Here is an 18,040-nt window from a genome sequence, read left to right on the forward strand (position 1 = left end):
CGCTCCCACAGGTGGGGACAGGATTTGTAGGGGAGAGCGACATGAACAGGATCATCAACATCATCGGCGTCTGCCTGCTGGCGATGGCCGGCGCGCTGCTCACGCTGAGCGAGATTGCCCTGGCGCAAACCGGCGCCGGGCAGGTGCTGACCCGCGACGGCGTGTCGATCGCCTTCGATCTGAAGCCGCTGGCCAGCGACGGTCAGTTGCGTGAGGGCGAGTTCGCCGACGTGCAGTTTCGCGTCACCGACGGCGCCTCCGGCCAGCCGTTGTCCGGTGTGGCGCCGGGGGCATGGATCGATCCGCAAGCCGTCGCCGCCGACCAGGCCCAGGGCCGTGACCAGAGCTGCAAGTCGCGGGTCGGCACGTTCCTCAAGTCCAATATCGGCGCGCGGCCGCTGCTCGACCTCAACAGCTATTTCCTGCTGGTGATGAACCGCGATGCCAGCGTTTCGGTGGTGGATCCGTCAGTCTCGGTCGGCGGTATCACCAGCACTTTGGCGCGGATCGAACTCAAGCAATCGCCGATGGACTGGGTCACGCCCAAGGACAACAAAAAGGTCTTCGTGTCGATGCCGACGGCGGGGGAAGTGGCGGTGATCGACAGCGAGCAATTCAAGGTCATCGACTCGGTGGCCGCCGGCAGCCAACCGGTGCGGGTTGCGCTGCAACCGGACGAGCGTCTGCTGTGGGTCGGCAACAACGCGAGCAAGGCTGAAGAGTCCGGGGTCACGGTGATCGACACCCAGAGCCTCAAACCGCTGAAACACCTGGCGACCGGTCGCGGCCACCACGAAATCAGTTTCAGCAAGGACAGCCGTTTCGCCTTCGTCAGCAACCGCGACGACGGCACCCTCAGCGTTATCGACATTGCCAGCCTGAGCCTGCTGCAACAGGTCAAGACCGGCTCCAGCCCGTTGTCGGTGGCGTACTCGCCGCTGTCCGGCGCGGTGTACGTGGCCGATGGCAAGGACGGCACCGTCACGGTGATCGACAGCAATAGCCGCGCCGTCCGCCGGGTGATCAAGCTGCAACAGGGCCTCGGCCCGATGGGCTTCAGCGCCGACGGCCGGTTTGGCGTGGTGCTGAACACGGTGGAGAATCGTGCCACGGTGATCGACGCGGCCAACGATTCGGCGATCCATGATCTGGAAGTCTCGGCCGAACCCTATCAAGTGGTGTTCACCCAGGCCTATGCCTACGTGCGCGGACTGGCCTCGCCGAAAGTCACCATGATCAACCTGTCTTCGCTCGGCGAAGGGCGTCAGCCGATTACCCAGGGTTTCGAGGCCGGGCCGCAGCCGCCACGGCTGGCCGGGGACCTGCCGCTGGCGTCGAGCCTCGCGGTATCGCGCGATGACAACGCGGTGTTTGTGGTCAACCCGGTCGACAACACCACCTATTTCTACGCCGAAGGCATGAACGCGCCGATGTCCGGTTACCCCAATCGGGGGCAAATCGCCCGCGCGGCGCTGGTGATCGACCGCAGCCTGCGCGAAGTCTCGCCGGGGCTCTACAGCGCCCGGGTCAAGCTGCCGGCGGCGGGGCGCTTCGACGTGGCGTTCCTGCTCAACCAGCCGAACATCATTCATTGCTTCAGCGCCCAGGTGGCGTCCGATGGTGTGTCTGAAAAACACCTGGGCGCGGCAAAAGTCGAGTTCCTGCTGGACAAGACCGCCGTGGCCCTCAACGACCCCTACGTGGTGCGCTTTCGCATCGTCCAGGGCAAACAGAAGATCCAGCGCAGCGGCGTGACCGACGTGCAGTTGCGTTACTTCCTCGCGCCGACTTCCCGGCCCCGTGAAGTGGCCGCACGGGAAGTCGCCGACGGCGTGTACGAAGCGCCGGTGACCCTCGACCGCAGCGGCGCCTGGTACCTGCACGTGCGCGCGGCATCGCTGGGCGCCGGTTTCGACGACAAGACCTTTGCCAGTGTCCGGGCGCTGCCCGGCCAGACTCAGTGACGAGGAAACGACCATGAACCGATTTGCATCCCGTGGCCTGCTGACCCTGTGCCTGTTGGCCGTCGGTATCCAGCAGGCCAGCGCCCACTCGGCGGACGAGCATGCCGGGCACACCGCACCGGCCGCCAACAGCCAGGAGCACGCCCAGGTCAAGTTCGCCGACGTGCCGCTGCTCGACCAGAACGGCAAAACCGTGCACCTGGAGCAGGATCTGGTGCACAACAAAATCGTGGTCATGAGTTTCATCTACACCAGTTGCACGACGGTGTGCCCGGTGGTCTCGTCGATCATGGGCAAGGTGCAGAAACAGCTCGGTGCCCGGGTCGGCGCGGAAGTGCAACTGGTGTCGATCAGCATCGACCCGCAGCGCGACGACCCGAAACGTCTGCAGGATTACGCCCGCACCTTCCAGAAAGGCCCGGGCTGGAGCTGGCTCACCGGTTCGCCGCAATCGATCAGCGCCACCCTCAAGGGCCTCGGCAGTTTCAGCGGCGATTTCAAGAATCATCAGCCGCTGATCCTCGTCGGTGACGGCAACAGTCGCCACTGGACGCGCTATTACGGCTTCACCGACCCGGCACTGCTGGCCAGGGAAGTCGAGAAACTCAGCGGCCTGCGCACCCACGCCAAACACACCGCGATTGCCATGGAGCAACAACCATGAGAACCCTGGACTGGATCACCCTGACGGTGTGTTTCTGGATTTTCAGCGCCATGGCCCTGGCTCACGAAGGCCACGAGCAACCGGCACCGGCACCAGCAACGACAACGACCAGCGCTGCGCCCGCACCGGCCAAAGGCACCCATGATGCGAAAACCTGGTTCACCGACACCCCGTTGCTGGATCAGAACGGCGACGTCCAGCGTTTCTACAGCGATGCGCTGCACAACCGTGTGGTGCTGCTCAACGTGATTTTCACCAGCTGCAATGACGCCTGCCCGCTGATCACCCGCAAGCTCAAGGAAGTCCGCCAGCTGCTGGGCGACAAGGCCGACGGCATCACCTTTATTTCCCTTACCAGTGATCCGCTGCGCGACACGCCGGCGGTGCTCAAGGCTTACACCTTGAAGCAGGGCGCCGATGACCCTCACTGGCTTTTCCTTACCGGCGACAAGGCGCAGATGGACCTGGTGCTGGGTCGCATCGGCCAGATCGTGCCGACGCCCGAACAGCACTCGACCCAGTTGATCGTCGGCGATGTGGCCAACAAACGCTGGAGCAAAATCCGTCCCGACGCCCCGGCCGCCGCCATTGCCCAGCGCTTGCAGCTGCTGACAATGCCCGTGGCCGGCCGCTGAGTCCGCGCCATGAGCCTCGGCCGCGTCCTCGCCCTGATCCTGCTCGCTGGCGTCAGCCTCGGCGCGGCCGCGTTGCCGCTGACCGATGAAGAAAGCGCCGGCAAGCGCCTGTACCGCGAAGGCCTGTCCGCCAGCGGCGAGCCGATCATGGCGCGGGTCGGCGCGGCGGATGTGTTGCTGCCGGCCACCAGCCTGCCGTGTGCCAACTGCCACGGTGCCGACGGCCTCGGCCGGCCCGAGGGAGGGGTGCGTCCGCCGGAACTCAACTGGTCGCGGCTGACCAGCATTCATGGCCAGCAACAGATCAACGGCCGCAACTACCCGGCCTACACCGACAGCAGTCTGGCGCGGGTGATCCAGCAGGGTCGCGACCCCGGCAACAATCGCCTCGACCCGAGCATGCCGCGCTTCCTGCTGTCGATGAAGGATCAGCGCAACCTCACCGCGTACCTCAAGCGTCTGGCCGATGACCGCGATCCGGGGCTCGATGACCAGACCTTGCACTTGGGCACCTTGCTGCCCAGCCAGGGGCCGCTGGCCGAGGAGGGCGCAACCATCGCGGCGGTGCTCAACGGAAGCGTGGCGCGGATCAATCAGGCCGGTGGCATTCACGGCCGGCAGTTGCGCCTGACCGTGGCCGATCCCGGCCCGGATCGCGCCAGTGCCGAACAGGCCCTGCAACGGCTGATCGAGGAAGAGCAAGTTTTCGCCCTGATCGCGCCGCTGGCCCCGGCGCTGGACAGCGAACTGGCGCCGCGCCTTGAGCAGTCCGGCGTGCCGCTGATCGGGGCCATGTCGTTGCTCGGCCCGGTGCAGGCCAGCCCGCAGATTTTCGAACCGCTGCCGGGGCTGCGTGAGCAACTGATCGCGCTGGCCGATTACGCCACCGCCAGTCTGCGGGTGCTGCAAGGGCCGACGCTGATTGCCTATCCCGATGACCCGGCCCAAGTGCTGGCGGCGCAGACCCTTGGCCGCTATCTGCAGGAACACGGCTGGGAAAAAGTCCATCTGCAGGCCTACGACCCGGCGGCGGACAGCTTGCCGCTGGGCTCACGCTCGGTGTTCTACCTGGGCAACGGCGGTGGTTTCAGCCGGCTGGCGGCCGGGTTGCAGAATGCCGGGCAGGTGCCATACCTTTTTGCCGCATCCAGCCAGGTGGCGGGGGATCTGCTGCAAGTGCCGGAGGGTTTTTCCCGGCGGGTGTTTCTGGCGTATCCGTTCGTGCCCAGCGACTGGACCCAGGCCGGGCGCATGGCCCTGACGCTGTTGCGCGAGCATCAAGGCCTCGGCGCCCAGCATGCGGTGCTGCAAGTCGGCGCCTACGCCTCGATGCTGTTGTTCAGCGAAGGCATGAAGCAGGCCGGCCGCGACGCCAGCCGCGAAAAACTGGTGGCGGCGCTCGAAGGCCTGCATGACTTCGACACCGGCCTGACCCCGCGCCTGAGCTTCGGCCCCGGCCGACGATTGGGCCTGAGCGGGGCGCACGTGGTCACCGTTGACTTGCCCGACCAGCGTTTTTATCTGGTCGCTCCCTACAAACCGATTATTGCCACGCCCTGACCGGAGGCCCTGATCATGAAGCTCAAAACCCTGTGTTGGCTGCTGACAGGCTGGTTGTCGGTGGGAATGGCGAACAATGAACCGGTGGCCGCCCGGGTCAACGGCGAGGCGATTTCCGAGTTTCGCCTGGAGCGTTTTTTCGCCGAGTACCTGGAAGATCAGGGCCGCGCCGTGGCGAGCATCCGAAACCCCAAGGCCTACAAACAACTGCGTCAGGCCGCACTGGATACGCTGATCGACAAGGAATTGCTCTGGCAGGAGTCGCGCAAGCGCGGGGTGAAGATCGATGAGCAAACCGTGCGCGACCAGGTCGAACGGACTCGTACCGCCATCGGTGGCACCGACAAATTCCTCCAGCGTTTGCAGGACGCCGGTTTCGACGAAGCCTCGTTCACCGAGTACACCCATCGTGAGCTGGCGGCGCAGCGGATGTTTGCCGAGCTGACCCAAGTCCAGGCCCCGGATGAACAGACCGTGCGGGCGTTTTTTGCAGAACACCGCGCTGAAATGGGCGCGCCGGAGCAGGTGCAGGCCCGGCACATTCTGATCAAGGTTGCTGGCGATGCCGATGCCGCCACGGTTGAAGCGGCACGACTACGCTTGATGCAGATGCATGCCGCTATCGCAGGGGGGCAAACCTTTGCTAGCGTCGCGCAATCGGGATCGGAAGATGTCACCGCCAGCCAGGGCGGGGACCTGGGGTATTTCGCCCGTGGGCAGATGGTGCCGGCCTTCGAAACGGCAGCGTTTGCCCTCAAGTCTGGTGAAGTCAGCGAAGCGGTGCGCACACCGTTCGGCTGGCATTTGATCTTTGTCGAGAACCACAGGGAGGCGGCCGATGTCCCAGAGGAGCAAGGGCTGGAAACAGTCAGGGCGTACCTCGCCCGACAGCAACAGACCCAGGCTCGTCGTCAGGTGCTCGCGCAGTTACGGGCAGAGAACAGGATCGAACGAATTGACGACGACTGAAGGTTCCCCCCCAATAGTGGGGAATGGCTTCGATGCCCATTCAGGTGCTTCCCCGTTTCTGGGGAACGGGGTACCGGGACGAGCGGGCATTTCCATTCAATTCAAGGACATGAAGACAAAAAATTACCGGCATTCCGCCTGGCATGAAGTGTGCGTTACCTCTTGTGAGGCGCACTCCAGCAGGTTCGGGTCATTGAATTTCAATTGCCGGCACTTGAGGTTTCAGGGAGTCCACCTTGGTTAACAAAGTACTGGTTGTCGAAGACGAACAGCTGCTTGCACAGAACCTTCAGGATTATCTGTCGGCGCAAGGGCTGGAAGTCCGGATTGCACATGACGGCGCAGAGGGAATCGGCCTGGCCGAGACTTTCGCCCCCGACGTGCTGGTGTTCGATTACCGCTTGCCCGATATGGAAGGGTTCGAGGTGCTCGACGCGGTCCGCCAGAACAGGACGTGTCATTTCGTGCTGATAACGGGTCACCCGACCGCTGAAGTCTGTGAGCGGGCGCGGCAACTGGGGGTCAGTCACATCCTGTTCAAACCGTTTCCACTGGCGGAACTGGCCCGAGCTGTCTGCGACCTTCTGGGGATCCAGCGCGAAGCGAAACCCGGTGCGAGCCCATCCGAAGGCTTTGTCGAACGACGCCAGAGCAGGACCGAGAGCTTCCCGTTGCAGTTGTACGATGGCAGTTGGGTGCTGGCGGACCGCCGACGAAACCGGTCGGAGGTCATGGCACCGGACGACGATCAAATGCTCACCGGGGAGTAATGGCGCGATAGACGTTCCGGCACTCGCCGAACTCGCCTCCCGCGCCGTCAGGGCCTCAAGCCCCGGGTGTTGGAGAGCAAGCCATGGATCGTCTGTCCGTTGTCGTCGAACCGCTGTCGGTCAATCCTCCACAGGAGGCACAGACCCCGCCACGCTTTTCCAGTGAGCAACTGGCCCAGGCCCGGGCACGGGCCAGCACTTCCGGGGAACGGGTGCTCGATGCACTGGCCGTGCTCTGCGAACTGGCGCCGATGCCGTTCATTGCCAGCCTCGGCGCCACCCTGCATTACCCGGTGCTTGACACCGACACGCTGTTTCTGGCGACCCCGGTGTTCGACCGGGTCACCCTCGCGCAATGCCTCAAACGTGAATTCATCCTGCTGCGCCACAACGACGAAGTCATCGGCGTGTTCGCCGACCCCTTCGACACCTCGCGTCTGGCCTGGATCGACGAATGCCTGCACGGCGCGCCGCTGTACCTGGTGCATGCCGACGACCTCAAGGCCTATCTGGCCCGCCACGAAGAAAGCTTCCACGCCGTCGAATCGCTCAACGCCCAAGCCGACGCCGGCAGCGAGACCGACACCCTGCAAAGCCTGTCGCTGACCAGCATCAGCGAAGACTCGAGCGTGGTGGTGAAACTGGTCAACTCGACCCTGTACGACGCGCTGAAAATGCACGCCAGCGACATCCACCTCGGCACCACCGGCCAAGGCCTGGTGATCAAGTACCGGATCGACGGCGTGCTGAACAACATCGGCAAGATCCAGGGCAGCGAGTTCGCCGAGCAGGTGATCTCGCGGGTCAAGGTCATGGCCGAACTGGACATCGGCGAAAAACGCGTGCCGCAGGACGGTCGCTTCAAGATCGGTATCAGCGGCCGGCAGATCGACTTCCGGGTGTCGATCATGCCGAGCATCTTCGGCGAAGACGCGGTGCTGCGGGTGCTGGACAAACAGGACCTGGCCGACAAGGTCTGCGGCGTGCAACTGCAAGCGCTGGGCTTTGAAGACGAAACCCTGCGCCAACTGCGCCGCCTGGCTGCCGAACCCTACGGCATGGTGCTGGTGACCGGCCCCACCGGCAGCGGCAAGACCACCACGCTGTACGCGATGATCACCGAGATCAACCACGGCGTGGACAAGATCATCACCATCGAAGACCCGGTGGAATATCAGCTGCCGGGCGTGCTGCAAATTCCGGTCAACGAGAAAAAAGGCCTGACCTTCGCCCGTGGCCTGCGCTCGATCCTGCGTCACGACCCGGACAAGATCATGGTCGGCGAGATCCGCGACCCGGACACCGCGCAGATCGCCGTGCAATCGGCGCTCACCGGTCACCTCGTATTCACCACCATCCACGCCAACAACGTGTTCGACGTGATCGGTCGTTTTACCCAAATGGAAATCGACCCCTACAGCCTGGTCTCGGCGCTCAACGCGATTCTTGCCCAACGTCTGATCCGGCTGGTGTGCAGCAGTTGCAGCACGCCGGTCAACCCGAGCGATGAAGAGCTGCGCGCTTCGGGCCTCGACCCACAGAAAGTCGATCACTACCACTTCGTCCACGGCAAGGGCTGCGGTCACTGCCGGGGCAGCGGCTATCGCGGCCGCACGGCGATTGCCGAGCTGCTGCACCTGGACGACGAACTGCGCCAGATGATCGTCGAGCGCCAACCCATCACTCAGATCAAAGCCCTGGCCTGCGCCCGTGGTTTGCGCCTCTTGCGCGAATCGGCGCTGGAGCTGGTGGAGCACGGTCGGACCACGCTGGAGGAGATCAATCGTGTCACTTTTATCGCGTGATCAATTTATCGCCGTGCTCGGCGCCAGCGGTGTCGGCCTCGGCCAGCGCCGGGGCAGCGACACCCTGTGGCTGGGCAGCGTCGGCTACATCGACGAAGGCTTCCAGAGCTACGCGGTGGCGCTGGACACCCTCGACCGTCTGCTCGGCGAACACACCCGTGCCGGCGCCGAGCTGAGCGTGGTCATCTCCGGCCACTTCAGCCGTTTCTGCCTGGTGCCGTGGAGCGAGCAGATCAGCAGCCCTGACGAACTGCGCGGCTTCGCCCAACTGTGCTTCGAAGACCTGTTCGGCGCACCGACCCAACCGTGGAGCCTGGTGCTGTCGGCTGAGCCGGCAGGGTATGACCGCATCGCCAGTGCCTTGCCGCAGGATTTGCTGGAACGCCTGCGCACGCTGGTCACGGGTCGCGGTCTGCGCCTGCGTTCGGTGCAGCCGTACCTGATGAGCGCGTTCAACCGCTTCGACAAAAGCCTCGATGCCGGCGACTTCCTGTTCATCGTCGCCGAGCCGCAACGCAGCGTGTTGCTGCTGGCAAGGGAAGGGCGCTGGTCGTCGGTGCGTTCGGTGGGCGGCAGCGACAGCGACGCGGCACTCAGCGCGCTGATCGGTCGCGAACGGCAACTGCAAGCCTCCACCAGTGAACGCGCCTTCAACGTTTATCTGCACGCCCCGGCGCGCCTCGATGCGCAACCGGAGGTGGCGGGGGTGCACCTGCGCACCCTCGAAGACAACTCGATGACCGTGCGTGACGCCTTGTACGTCATGTCCCGGGCGGTGGCCTGACATGCGCGCCTTGAACCTCGACTTCCAGCCTCGTCCGCGTTCCGGCCCGTTGGGCTGGAGCCTGCTCGGCGGCGGTGTGTTGCTCGCGCTGGTGTGCTTCGGTGTGCAGCAGCACCTCGGCGATCAGGCCGAACAACAGCAGGGTCACTTGCAACACACCCAGCGCCAGCTCACCGGCGACAGCGGAAGCAAGACAACGCTGAGCCCGGCGGAAACCCGCGAGCAGGCGCAGAACCTCGCCGAAATGCGCAAGGTCTCGCAGCAACTGCGCCGGCCCTGGGAACGCCTGTTCGCCATGCTCGAAGCCATGCCGCGCGACGACATCGCCTTGCTGACCCTGACCCCGGATGCCCGCAAGGGCCAGGTGCGGATCAGCGCCGAAGCGCGGGATCTGCAAGCGATGCTGGATTTCCACAAACGGCTGGAGGCCAGTGACGAGCTGTCCGACGTGTCGCTGCTGAGCCATGAAATCGTCGTCAAATCGCCGGAGCAACCGGTGCAATTCAACCTGTCGGCGACCTGGGAGATAGGCGATGCGAATCCCTAGACTGATCGTTCACGAATACCTGCAAGGCCTCGGCGTTCCGGGCCTGGCCGGTCTGGCACTGCTGCTGGTCACGCTGGCCTGGGCACTCGGCGGTTTGCTGCCGGGCTGGCAATCGCTGCAACAACTCAGCCAGCAAACCCGGGAAGCCACCGAATACCTGGCCAAGGTCGAGGACGGCAGCATCGCGCCGCCGGTGGTGCCGCAACGTCAGCTGGATGATTTTCGCAACAAGCTGCCGGCCCAGCCGCAAGCCACTGTCGCCATCGACCGCATCTACGCCCTGGCCGCGCAGGAACACATCACCTTGGCGCGCGGCGAATACGCTCTCGGCGTCGATCCCAAGACCCATCTGGCGCGCTACCAGATCCTGTTGCCGGTGCGCGGCAGCTATCCGCAGCTGCGCCGTTTCCTGCACGCCTTGCTCGGCCAGTTGCCGGCGGTGGTGGTGGAAGACGTCGAGTTTCAACGCAAGAAGATTGCCGACACCGACCTCAGCGGCCGGATCCGTATGACCCTCTACCTGTCGAGGTCGTGATGGACAGCAAACGCATAACCGGCTGGGTGGCGTTCTTCGGCGTGGCGGCGGCGCTGGCCTGGTTGCCGGAATATTTCTTGCCGAGCGACGAAGCGGATTCGACCGAAGTCGCCGTGGCCAGCCCGGCCAAAGCCAGCGCCCGTGGCGCCTTGCCCGCCAGCAGCGCCAAGGCGAATGCGGCGCCGATCAAGGACCTGAGCCCGGCCGGCGACCTGTTTGCGAGCAAATCCTGGAAGGCCGCGCCAACGCTGGCGACGGTCACCGAACAAGCGATCAACCCGACCCCGGTGGTGCAAGCCCCGAGCCTGCCACCGGTGCCGTTTCAGTTCGTCGGCAGGCTGCATGACCGCAGCGACCTGCAGGTGTTCTTGCAGGACGGCGAGAAAATCTACGTCGTGCGCAGCGGGGATGTGATCGACGACACCTGGAAGATTGCGGCGATTTCCGATGTGGAACTGAGCCTGGTCTACCTGCCTTTGCATTTGTCGCAGACCTTGTCTGTGGGGAGTACGCAATGAACAGATCCCGTTTGCTGATGAGCCTCGGCCTGTGTGCCGGGCTGGCCGCGTGCAGTTCCGCGCAGGTCGCCAACAAGGAAGCCGCCGACCTGATCGAGCAGGGCCAGTACGAGGCGGGCCTGGCCCGGATCGAGGAAGGCTTGCGGGAAAATCCGCGCGACACCGAGCTGCACCTGCTGCTCAATAGCGGTCGGGCCAAGGCCATCACCGCGCTGCTGACCTCCGGCGACACCGACCGCGCCCGCCGCGATTTCGCCTCGGCCCGCACCGCCTACAGCCGGGTGCTGACCATCGAGCCGAACAACCGCCGCGCCCAGGATGCCCTGCGCCAACTCGACTATCTGCGCAGCATGGATGAGAAACTGGAGCTGGCCCGTGGCGACCTGCGCCGGGGCGACATCTACGGCGCCGACCGCCAGGTCAAACAGATCCTCGAACTCGACCCGAAAAACGACGGCGCGCTGGAGCTGCAAGGCAACATCCGTCTGGTGCAGAGCCGCAACGTGGTCCAGTACCCGCAACTGCGCACCCGGCTCGACCGCCCGGTGACCCTGGAATTTCGCGACGCCAACCTCAAGACCATTTTCGAAGTGCTGTCGCAGGTCGCCGGCCTCAATTTCATCTTCGACAAGGACCTGCGCCCCGACATGAAAGCCACGATCTTCGTGCGTGACGTGCGCATCGAAGACGCCGTGCAACTGCTGCTGCAACAGAACCAGCTGCACCAGAAAGTGGTGAACGAAAACACCTTGCTGATCTTTCCGGACTCGCCGCAGAAGCTCAAGGATTACCAAGAGCTGGTGATGCGCACCTTCTACCTGACCAGCATCGACGCCAACACCGCGCTGAACATGATCAAGACCATGCTCAAGACCCGCGACGTGTTCGTCGACGAACGCCTGAACACCCTGACCATGCGCGACACCGAAGACGCCGTGCGCATGGCCGAGAAACTCCTGCAATCGCAAGACCAGTCCAACCCCGAAGTGGTGCTGGAAGTGGAAGTGATGGAAGTCGCCACCCAGCGCATTCTCGACCTCGGCCTGCAATGGCCGAACACTTTCGGCGTGGTCAACAGCGACGGTTCGGCGGTGACCATTCTTGATCAACTGAAGGGCATCAACTCCAGCCGGATTTCGATCTCGCCGTCGCCGCAAGCCAAGATCAATGCCCAGGACAACGACATCAACACCCTGGCCAGCCCGGTGATCCGCGTCAGCAACCGCGAACAGGCGCGCATCCACATCGGCCAGCGCGTGCCGATCATCAGCGCCACCTCGGTGCCGTCGACTCAGGGCCCGGTGATCACCGAAAGCGTCACCTACCTCGACGTCGGTCTGAAGCTCGAAGTGCAACCGACCGTGCACCTGAACAACGAAGTGGCGATCAAGATTGCTCTGGAAGTGAGTAACGCCACGCCGCTGGAGCCGACCCGCCAAGGAACGATCCCGGTGCAGGTCGACACCCGCAACGCCCAGACTTCGCTGCGTCTGCATGACGGCGAAACCCAGATCCTTGCCGGCCTGATGCGCAACGACCACGGCGCCACCGGCAACAAGATTCCGGGCCTCGGCGACATCCCCGGTCTGGGCCGGCTGTTCGGCAGCAACAAGGACACCATCGGCAAATCGGAACTGGTGCTCTCGATCACCCCACGGATCGTGCGCAACCTGCCGTACCAAAGCCCGTCGGACATGGAATTCCCGACCGGCACCGAAACCAGCATGCACATCCAGGCGCCGGACCGTTCGCAGAGTTACTCGATGCCGACGCCTGCCGCGCAGCCTCGTGCAGTCGGTGAAGCGGCCGTGGCCACCACCCGTGTAACCGTCGAGAAGCCTTGATCATGAACGCCTCCCAGCGCGGTTTTACCTTGATTGAAGTCGTGGTGACGCTGGCCCTGATCGGCCTGCTGGCCGGCATGGCCGCACCGCTGACCGAGACCCTGGTACGGCGTGGCAAGGAGCAGGAACTGCGCACCGCGCTGTATCAGATTCGCGATGGCATCGACGCCTACAAGCGTGCCTTCGATGCCGGCTACATCGAGAAATCCCTGAACAGCAGCGGCTACCCGCCGAACCTGAAAGTGCTGGTCGAAGGCGTGCGCGACGTGCGCAGTGCCAAGGGGGCGAAGTTTTACTTTCTGCGCCGGATACCGCGGGATCCGCTGGTGCCGGCCAAACGTGACGACAACGGCGGTTGGGGCCTGCGGGCCTACAACAGTTCGGCCCAGAACCCGCGCGATGGCGAAGACGTGTTCGACGTCTACTCCCTCGCCCGGGGCCATGGCCTCAACGGCATCGCTTACCGCGAGTGGTGATTCTCATGCGCCGGGAAAAGGGGTTTACCTTGCTCGAGCTGATGGTGGTGATGGCGATCATCGCGACCCTGATGACCATCGCCTTGCCGCGCTACTTCAACAGCCTCGAGGCCTCGAAAGAGACCACGTTGCACCAGAGCCTGTCGGCCATGCGCGAGGCGCTGGATCACTACTACGGCGACACCGGGCGCTATCCCGATTCCATCGAGCAACTGGTGGAGATGCGTTACCTGCGCAACGCGCCGCTGGACCCGATCACCGAACGCAATGACCAATGGGTGCTGATCGCACCGCCGGACGGTGTGGCGGGCGGCGTCGCCGACATCAAGAGCGGAGCTACCGGGAGGGCGCGTGATGGCAGCCAGTATTCCGAGTGGTAAGCACGTGGAGCAGGGTGGGTTCACCTACCTGGGCGTGCTGTTCCTGATCGTGATCATGGGCATGGGCCTGGCGAGTGCCGGCGAGTTGTGGTCGACCGTGTCGCGCCGCGACCGCGAGAAGCAACTGCTATGGGTCGGCACCCAGTACGCCCAGGCGCTGCGCAGCTACTACCGCAGTTCGCCGGGTCTGGCGCAGTACCCGAAAGAACTGGCCGACCTGCTGCAGGACGAACGTTTTCCGGAAGCCCGCCACCATCTGCGCCAGCTCTATCCGGACCCGATCGGCGGCGGCGAATGGGCACTGCAACGGGGTTTCGACGGACGCATCACCGGCATCAACAGTGCCTCCACCGAGGTGCCGTTGAAGCAGGCGGACTTCCCGTCGCAGTGGTCGGATTTCGAAGGCATGCAGCGTTATTCGGACTGGCAGTTTGTGGCCGAGAAAGCCTTCCTCGACGGCACCGGCTCTGGCAACGGGGCCCCGGTCAAAGGCCAGTCGGCCCTGCCGCAGGCGTTGCAACCATGAGCCGCCACGTGTGGTGCGCGTTGATCCTCGCGGCCGTGGCGTCTTTCGCCAGCGCCAGCGAGGAAGACGAAATGATGGGCTTCATCGTCGACGACACGATCTCGCACATCGGCCACGACTTTTACTACTCGTTCAGCGAGCGCTTGCGCGACACCAGCCGCATGGATTTCAACTTGGTGGTGCGCGAGCGCCCCGACGCACGCTGGGGGAGCCTGGTGACCGTCGAGTATCAACAACGCCTGGTGTATCGGCGCTTCCTGCCGCCGAACACCGTGGAACTGAAGGACGAGGCCTACGCGGCCGCCGACTCGGTTCGACTGGAGGTCGTCCGGCGCAAGCTGGAAGCCTTGTTGCAGGACACCACCGACCTTGAGAAGGACGAACTATGAACACGACAACGTTCTCACGGCGCAGCGGATTCTGGATCTCGGGGTTGTTGATCGGGCTTGCCAGCGCCGCTGCCGTCCAGGCCACCGAACTGGTCTACACGCCGGTCAACCCGTCGTTCGGCGGCAACCCGCTCAACGGCACCTGGCTGCTCAACAACGCCCAGGCGCAAAACGACCACGACGATCCGGATCTCAAGAAGCGTTCGACGGTGGCCGGCACTTCGGCGCTCGAACGTTTCACCAGTCAATTGCAGTCGCGGCTGCTGGGGCAACTGCTGGACAACATCTCCACCGGCAACACGGGGAGCCTGTCCACCGACGCTTTTATCGTCAACGTCGTTGATGACTCGGGGGCACTCACGATTGAAGTGACCGACCGAGCGAGCGGCGAAGTTTCCGAAATTCAGGTGAACGGCCTCAACCCATGACGGGATGACGGTTCCGGGGAGTGATGGACATGAAAAAAATAATAGCGCTAGGGCTGATGTTGGCAGCATTACAAGGGTGCAGTCTGCGCGAGCCGATGCCGGCCGAGCAGGACACCGATACCCCGACCCTGACCCCCAGGGCCTCCACTTATTACGACTTGCTGAAAATGCCGCGACCCAAGGGCCGGCTGATGGCGGTGGTGTACGGCTTCCGTGACCAGACCGGGCAGTACAAACCGACGCCGGCCAGCTCCTTTTCCACCAGCGTCACCCAGGGCGCGGCGTCGATGTTGATGGACGCCATGCAGGCCAGCGGCTGGTTTGTGGTGCTTGAGCGTGAAGGGCTGCAGAACCTGCTGACTGAACGCAAGATCATTCGCGCGTCGCAGAAAAAGCCGAATACCCCGGTGAACATTCAGGGTGAGCTGCCACCGTTGCAGGCGGCGAACATGATGCTCGAGGGCGGGATCATCGCTTACGACACCAACGTGCGCAGCGGTGGGGAAGGGGCGCGGTATCTGGGGATTGATCTGTCCCGTGAGTATCGGGTGGATCAGGTGACGGTGAATTTGCGTGCGGTGGATGTGCGTAGTGGGCAGGTGCTGGCGAATGTGATGACCAGCAAGACGATTTATTCGGTGGCGCGCAGTGCGGGGATTTTCAAGTTTATCGAGTTCAAGAAGTTGCTTGAGGCTGAGGTCGGGTATACGACCAATGAGCCGGCGCAGTTGTGTGTGTTGTCGGCGATTGAGGCGGCGGTGGGGCATATGGTGGCGCAGGGGATTGAGCGGCGGTTGTGGCAGGTGGCGGGGGATGCTTCTACGCCTTCGCAGGATGATGTTTTGAATCGGTACCTGACTCAGAACAAGATTGATCCGGATGCCGAGTGAACGTGGCGGCCTTCGGGCCGACCAGGTTCTTGTTGGGTTGGGTGAATATCCGTTTCTTCGGGTGTTGCCGCTGGCGGTTCCGCTCTTACAGCGGCTCACTTTTTCAAACGCCAAAAAGTAAGCAAAAGGCTTGGCCCCGGCGTTCGGCCCCTCGCTGGGGCTCGGGGTTCCTTCGCTCCGGGATTCATCCGGGGGCATCGCCTCCGGTTTGCTTCGCTGCACCTCCTCTCGATGTGTTTGGCTTCGCCAAACGGTCGCTGCGCTCCCACCCCCGGATAAATCCCTCCACTCAGCCTTCCGAAGGGGCCGGCACGTCAAGAGCGGTACTCGAGCTAACGCTCATTGTGTTGAGTGGTGAGAAGCGGAAAGCGGAAAGCGGAAAGCGGAAAGCAGAAAGCAGAAAGCAGAAAGCAGAAAGCAGAAAGCAGAAAGCAGAAAGCAGAAAGCAGAAAGCGGACTGCTTTTGCTTTGATCGTTCCCACGCTCCGCGTGGGAATGCAGCCTGGGACGCTCCGCGTTCCATTCTCGAATGTTTAAAAGTTGTGTCTGTTTCAGCGATCCTTCCCACAAGGTTTTCAGGTTGTCCGTCGGAAGCGCGGGCTCTAGCCTGTTTCGGTCGCTGCCAATTCAGCGATCGGGCCTGGAAACCCGCGGGAAAACAGAAACAAACGGCGGCATTCATGACGTATGCTGCGCACCTTCTCTGGTGTGCTCCTTGTTATGGCGGCTGTACGTGGGGACCTTCGGGTCGTCCGGGTTTCTCTGTTCCCCGGGTTTCCAGCCTGCGTACAGCTGCCACCCCTTCGTCCGGAAACCGAATGGGCCAGCTTCATTACTCAAACAGAGAAAAACATCATGTTCAAACCAACACCCAACCCACCCGAAACCCAAGCCAACCCCGAAACCGACCCAACCTCCCCATACACCTCCACCACCTCCAGAAAACTCCACGAAGCCGCCGAACGCGCCCTCGATCATTACCTCTGCCCCGGCGCCCACATCATGGGCAGCGTCAACGAACCCGCCCCGATGTACCTCGCCAACCCGGCCTACAACACCGAATCCCTGCTCGCCAACGCCAGCGAATCCCTGGGCTCGGCCAGCGAAATGCTCAACAACTTCGCCGCCACCCTCGACCCCGCCCACCGCAAGACCGCCCTGGGCATCGCGCAGATTCTCATGTTGGGTGAACTGGCCGTAAATCAGGCCTTGGATCACGTCGAACTGAAGGACTGATCCAGCACATCCCCAATAAAAAAACGCGACCCAAAAACGGGTCGCGTTTTTCACTTTCAATCCGGAGCCACCATGGATCCCCTGATCTCCACAATCGTTTCAGACTTCGAAAGCGAAGAGCAGGCCGCCAGCTACGACCGGTGGTTCCGTGCCGAAGTCCAAGCGTCAATCGATGACCCGCGTCCAAGTATTCCGCATGAGCAAGTGATGGCTGAAATACAGGTATTGATGGAAGAGGCTCAACGCAGGTACGAGGCACTTGAGGCGTCGAACAAGGACTGCACCGCAGCACCAGATTGATCGTTCCAACGCTCTGCGTGGGAATGCAGCCCCTGACGCTCCGCGTCAAATTCGCGAGCTGGAACGCGGTGCGTCCCTTGAGGCATTTCCCGAGTCGGTTCGACGTGGGAACGATCAACGACTCAAGTACCAGCGAAAAAAACGCCCCCAAAAGGGAGCGCATTTTTTGCTTCAGTGGAGTCATTCATTCTGTGGCCGAGCGCCACATCACGGATATTCCTGACGTGCGTGCACAACGCCCAGAATATTTATCCGGCCCACCGCTTGGTAAATGAGCAGGTAGTTGGGATGTACGACCATCTCGCGAGTGCCGGGAGTTCGCCCCACTCGATAGAGGTGTGGATGTTTGGTAAGGGTAACCGTGGCGGCTTCGATAGCGTTTGAGAGCTTGTTAGCCGCTTTGAAATTACGGTCACTGATGTAGTCAAGAATGTGCAGGAGTTCAGCCCGAGCTTCGGGTTGCCACTCAACCTGCATCGTATTTTTTACGCTTTGCTTCCATCAGGGCATGCATTTCGGCCATCACCTGATCATTAGGAATGCTCGGACGTGGGTCATCCATGGAAGCTTGTATTTTGGCGATCAACCAACGGTCATAACTCGCAGCCTGCTCCTCAGGACCAAGATCCGAAACAACCGGGCACAGTGGGTCGATCAAAGACGGGTCAATCATGGAACCTCCGGGTTGGGTGCCTGGAAGTCTATTCGGTAACGGTATCGCTGTCGTCGCTGTCTGGATGAATTGCATGTAGGCCAAGCTCCATGGGGATCAAGTTGTCCCGGCAAATCCTAGAGCCTGCACTTCCGACGGCCAACCGCC

At 62.8% G+C, this 18,040-nt stretch carries 22 protein-coding genes; 20 read left to right on the plus strand and 2 right to left on the minus strand.

The genetic code is table 11. From position 1 onward, the window contains the following. Nucleotides 1-41: 41 nt before the first annotated feature. The 20 genes from ACEN93_RS27190 to relB (ACEN93_RS27285) all read left to right on the plus strand — a co-directional run bounded on the left by ACEN93_RS27190 (nt 42) and on the right by relB (ACEN93_RS27285) (nt 17,220). Nucleotides 42-1,964, plus strand: coding sequence for a YncE family protein (locus tag ACEN93_RS27190; protein ID WP_495610728.1), 1,923 nt, complete (start codon nt 42-44; stop codon nt 1,962-1,964). Between the two features lie 13 nt (nt 1,965-1,977). Next, complete coding sequence (locus ACEN93_RS27195; protein ID WP_039769028.1) at nt 1,978-2,628, plus strand: SCO family protein; 651 nt, start codon at nt 1,978-1,980, stop codon at nt 2,626-2,628. Beyond that, entirely contained in the window at nt 2,625-3,263 is a 639-nt protein-coding gene (locus ACEN93_RS27200) for an SCO family protein (RefSeq protein WP_495610729.1), read from the plus strand. The genes ACEN93_RS27195 and ACEN93_RS27200 overlap by 4 nt, the downstream gene beginning before the upstream one ends. Nucleotides 3,264-3,272: 9 nt before the next feature. Continuing rightward, complete coding sequence (locus tag ACEN93_RS27205) at nt 3,273-4,823, plus strand: ABC transporter substrate-binding protein (RefSeq protein WP_495610730.1); 1,551 nt, start codon at nt 3,273-3,275, stop codon at nt 4,821-4,823. Between the two features lie 15 nt (nt 4,824-4,838). Next, nucleotides 4,839-5,792 carry a peptidylprolyl isomerase gene (locus ACEN93_RS27210; RefSeq protein ID WP_495610731.1) on the plus strand — a complete coding sequence of 318 codons (954 nt, stop codon included), beginning with the start codon at nt 4,839-4,841 and terminating at the stop codon, nt 5,790-5,792. Nucleotides 5,793-6,028: 236 nt separating this feature from the next. Further along, nucleotides 6,029-6,562 (plus strand): response regulator, encoded by a 534-nt coding sequence (locus ACEN93_RS27215; protein WP_039769033.1) that lies wholly within the window; start codon nt 6,029-6,031, stop codon nt 6,560-6,562. An 83-nt stretch (nt 6,563-6,645) separates the two neighbouring features. Beyond that, a complete protein-coding gene (locus ACEN93_RS27220; RefSeq protein ID WP_007956124.1) occupies nt 6,646-8,367 on the plus strand; it encodes a GspE/PulE family protein in 1,722 nt (573 codons plus the stop codon). Then, a complete protein-coding gene (locus ACEN93_RS27225) occupies nt 8,348-9,151 on the plus strand; it encodes a hypothetical protein (protein WP_495610732.1) in 804 nt (267 codons plus the stop codon). The genes ACEN93_RS27220 and ACEN93_RS27225 overlap by 20 nt, the downstream gene beginning before the upstream one ends. Nucleotide 9,152: 1 nt before the next feature. Beyond that, on the plus strand, nt 9,153-9,698 hold the full coding sequence (locus tag ACEN93_RS27230; protein ID WP_007956129.1) for a PilN domain-containing protein: 546 nt from the start codon (nt 9,153-9,155) through the stop codon (nt 9,696-9,698). Then, nucleotides 9,685-10,233 carry a GspMb/PilO family protein gene (locus tag ACEN93_RS27235; RefSeq protein WP_074687733.1) on the plus strand — a complete coding sequence of 183 codons (549 nt, stop codon included), beginning with the start codon at nt 9,685-9,687 and terminating at the stop codon, nt 10,231-10,233. The genes ACEN93_RS27230 and ACEN93_RS27235 overlap by 14 nt, the downstream gene beginning before the upstream one ends. Continuing rightward, nucleotides 10,233-10,751: a hypothetical protein gene (locus ACEN93_RS27240; protein WP_074687734.1), complete on the plus strand. Its 519-nt coding sequence runs from the start codon at nt 10,233-10,235 to the stop codon at nt 10,749-10,751. Before ACEN93_RS27235 ends, ACEN93_RS27240 begins: the two co-directional genes overlap by 1 nt. Beyond that, entirely contained in the window at nt 10,748-12,595 is a 1,848-nt protein-coding gene (locus tag ACEN93_RS27245) for a secretin GspD/PilQ domain-containing protein (RefSeq protein ID WP_495610733.1), read from the plus strand. The genes ACEN93_RS27240 and ACEN93_RS27245 overlap by 4 nt, the downstream gene beginning before the upstream one ends. A gap of 2 nt (nt 12,596-12,597) precedes the next feature. Continuing rightward, on the plus strand, nt 12,598-13,071 hold the full coding sequence (locus ACEN93_RS27250) for a type II secretion system protein (protein ID WP_039769040.1): 474 nt from the start codon (nt 12,598-12,600) through the stop codon (nt 13,069-13,071). Between the two features lie 5 nt (nt 13,072-13,076). Then, the gene (locus ACEN93_RS27255) at nt 13,077-13,451 is read left to right on the plus strand and encodes a type II secretion system protein (protein WP_011333435.1); all 375 of its coding nucleotides are present in this window, start codon (nt 13,077-13,079) and stop codon (nt 13,449-13,451) included. After that, nucleotides 13,426-13,977: a type II secretion system protein gene (locus ACEN93_RS27260; RefSeq protein ID WP_039769041.1), complete on the plus strand. Its 552-nt coding sequence runs from the start codon at nt 13,426-13,428 to the stop codon at nt 13,975-13,977. The genes ACEN93_RS27255 and ACEN93_RS27260 overlap by 26 nt, the downstream gene beginning before the upstream one ends. After that, nucleotides 13,974-14,366, plus strand: coding sequence for a curli production assembly/transport protein CsgE (gene csgE / locus ACEN93_RS27265; RefSeq protein ID WP_064378911.1), 393 nt, complete (start codon nt 13,974-13,976; stop codon nt 14,364-14,366). Before ACEN93_RS27260 ends, csgE begins: the two co-directional genes overlap by 4 nt. Continuing rightward, complete coding sequence (locus ACEN93_RS27270; protein ID WP_007956141.1) at nt 14,363-14,794, plus strand: curli assembly protein CsgF; 432 nt, start codon at nt 14,363-14,365, stop codon at nt 14,792-14,794. Before csgE ends, ACEN93_RS27270 begins: the two co-directional genes overlap by 4 nt. Before the next feature lie 29 nt (nt 14,795-14,823). Next, nucleotides 14,824-15,684, plus strand: a complete 861-nt coding sequence (locus tag ACEN93_RS27275; protein ID WP_064378912.1) for a CsgG/HfaB family protein — start codon at nt 14,824-14,826, stop codon at nt 15,682-15,684. Between the two features lie 855 nt (nt 15,685-16,539). Beyond that, nucleotides 16,540-16,920: a DUF6124 family protein gene (locus ACEN93_RS27280; RefSeq protein ID WP_197870922.1), complete on the plus strand. Its 381-nt coding sequence runs from the start codon at nt 16,540-16,542 to the stop codon at nt 16,918-16,920. Nucleotides 16,921-16,992: 72 nt separating this feature from the next. After that, nucleotides 16,993-17,220, plus strand: coding sequence for a type II toxin-antitoxin system RelB family antitoxin (relB, locus tag ACEN93_RS27285; RefSeq protein WP_127797545.1), 228 nt, complete (start codon nt 16,993-16,995; stop codon nt 17,218-17,220). 207 nt (nt 17,221-17,427) lie between these two features. Here relB (ACEN93_RS27285) and ACEN93_RS27290 read toward each other — a convergent pair whose 3' ends face one another. Together ACEN93_RS27290 and relB (ACEN93_RS27295) are read right to left on the minus strand one after the other, a co-directional pair. Further along, on the minus strand, nt 17,428-17,697 hold the full coding sequence (locus ACEN93_RS27290; protein ID WP_179695643.1) for a type II toxin-antitoxin system RelE/ParE family toxin: 270 nt from the start codon (nt 17,695-17,697) through the stop codon (nt 17,428-17,430). Then, nucleotides 17,687-17,893 carry a type II toxin-antitoxin system RelB family antitoxin gene (gene relB, locus ACEN93_RS27295; RefSeq protein ID WP_246883796.1) on the minus strand — a complete coding sequence of 69 codons (207 nt, stop codon included), beginning with the start codon at nt 17,891-17,893 and terminating at the stop codon, nt 17,687-17,689. The genes ACEN93_RS27290 and relB (ACEN93_RS27295) overlap by 11 nt, the downstream gene beginning before the upstream one ends. Nucleotides 17,894-18,040: the final 147 nt, after the last annotated feature.

Source organism: Pseudomonas sp. Pseusp21 (assembly GCF_059492145.1).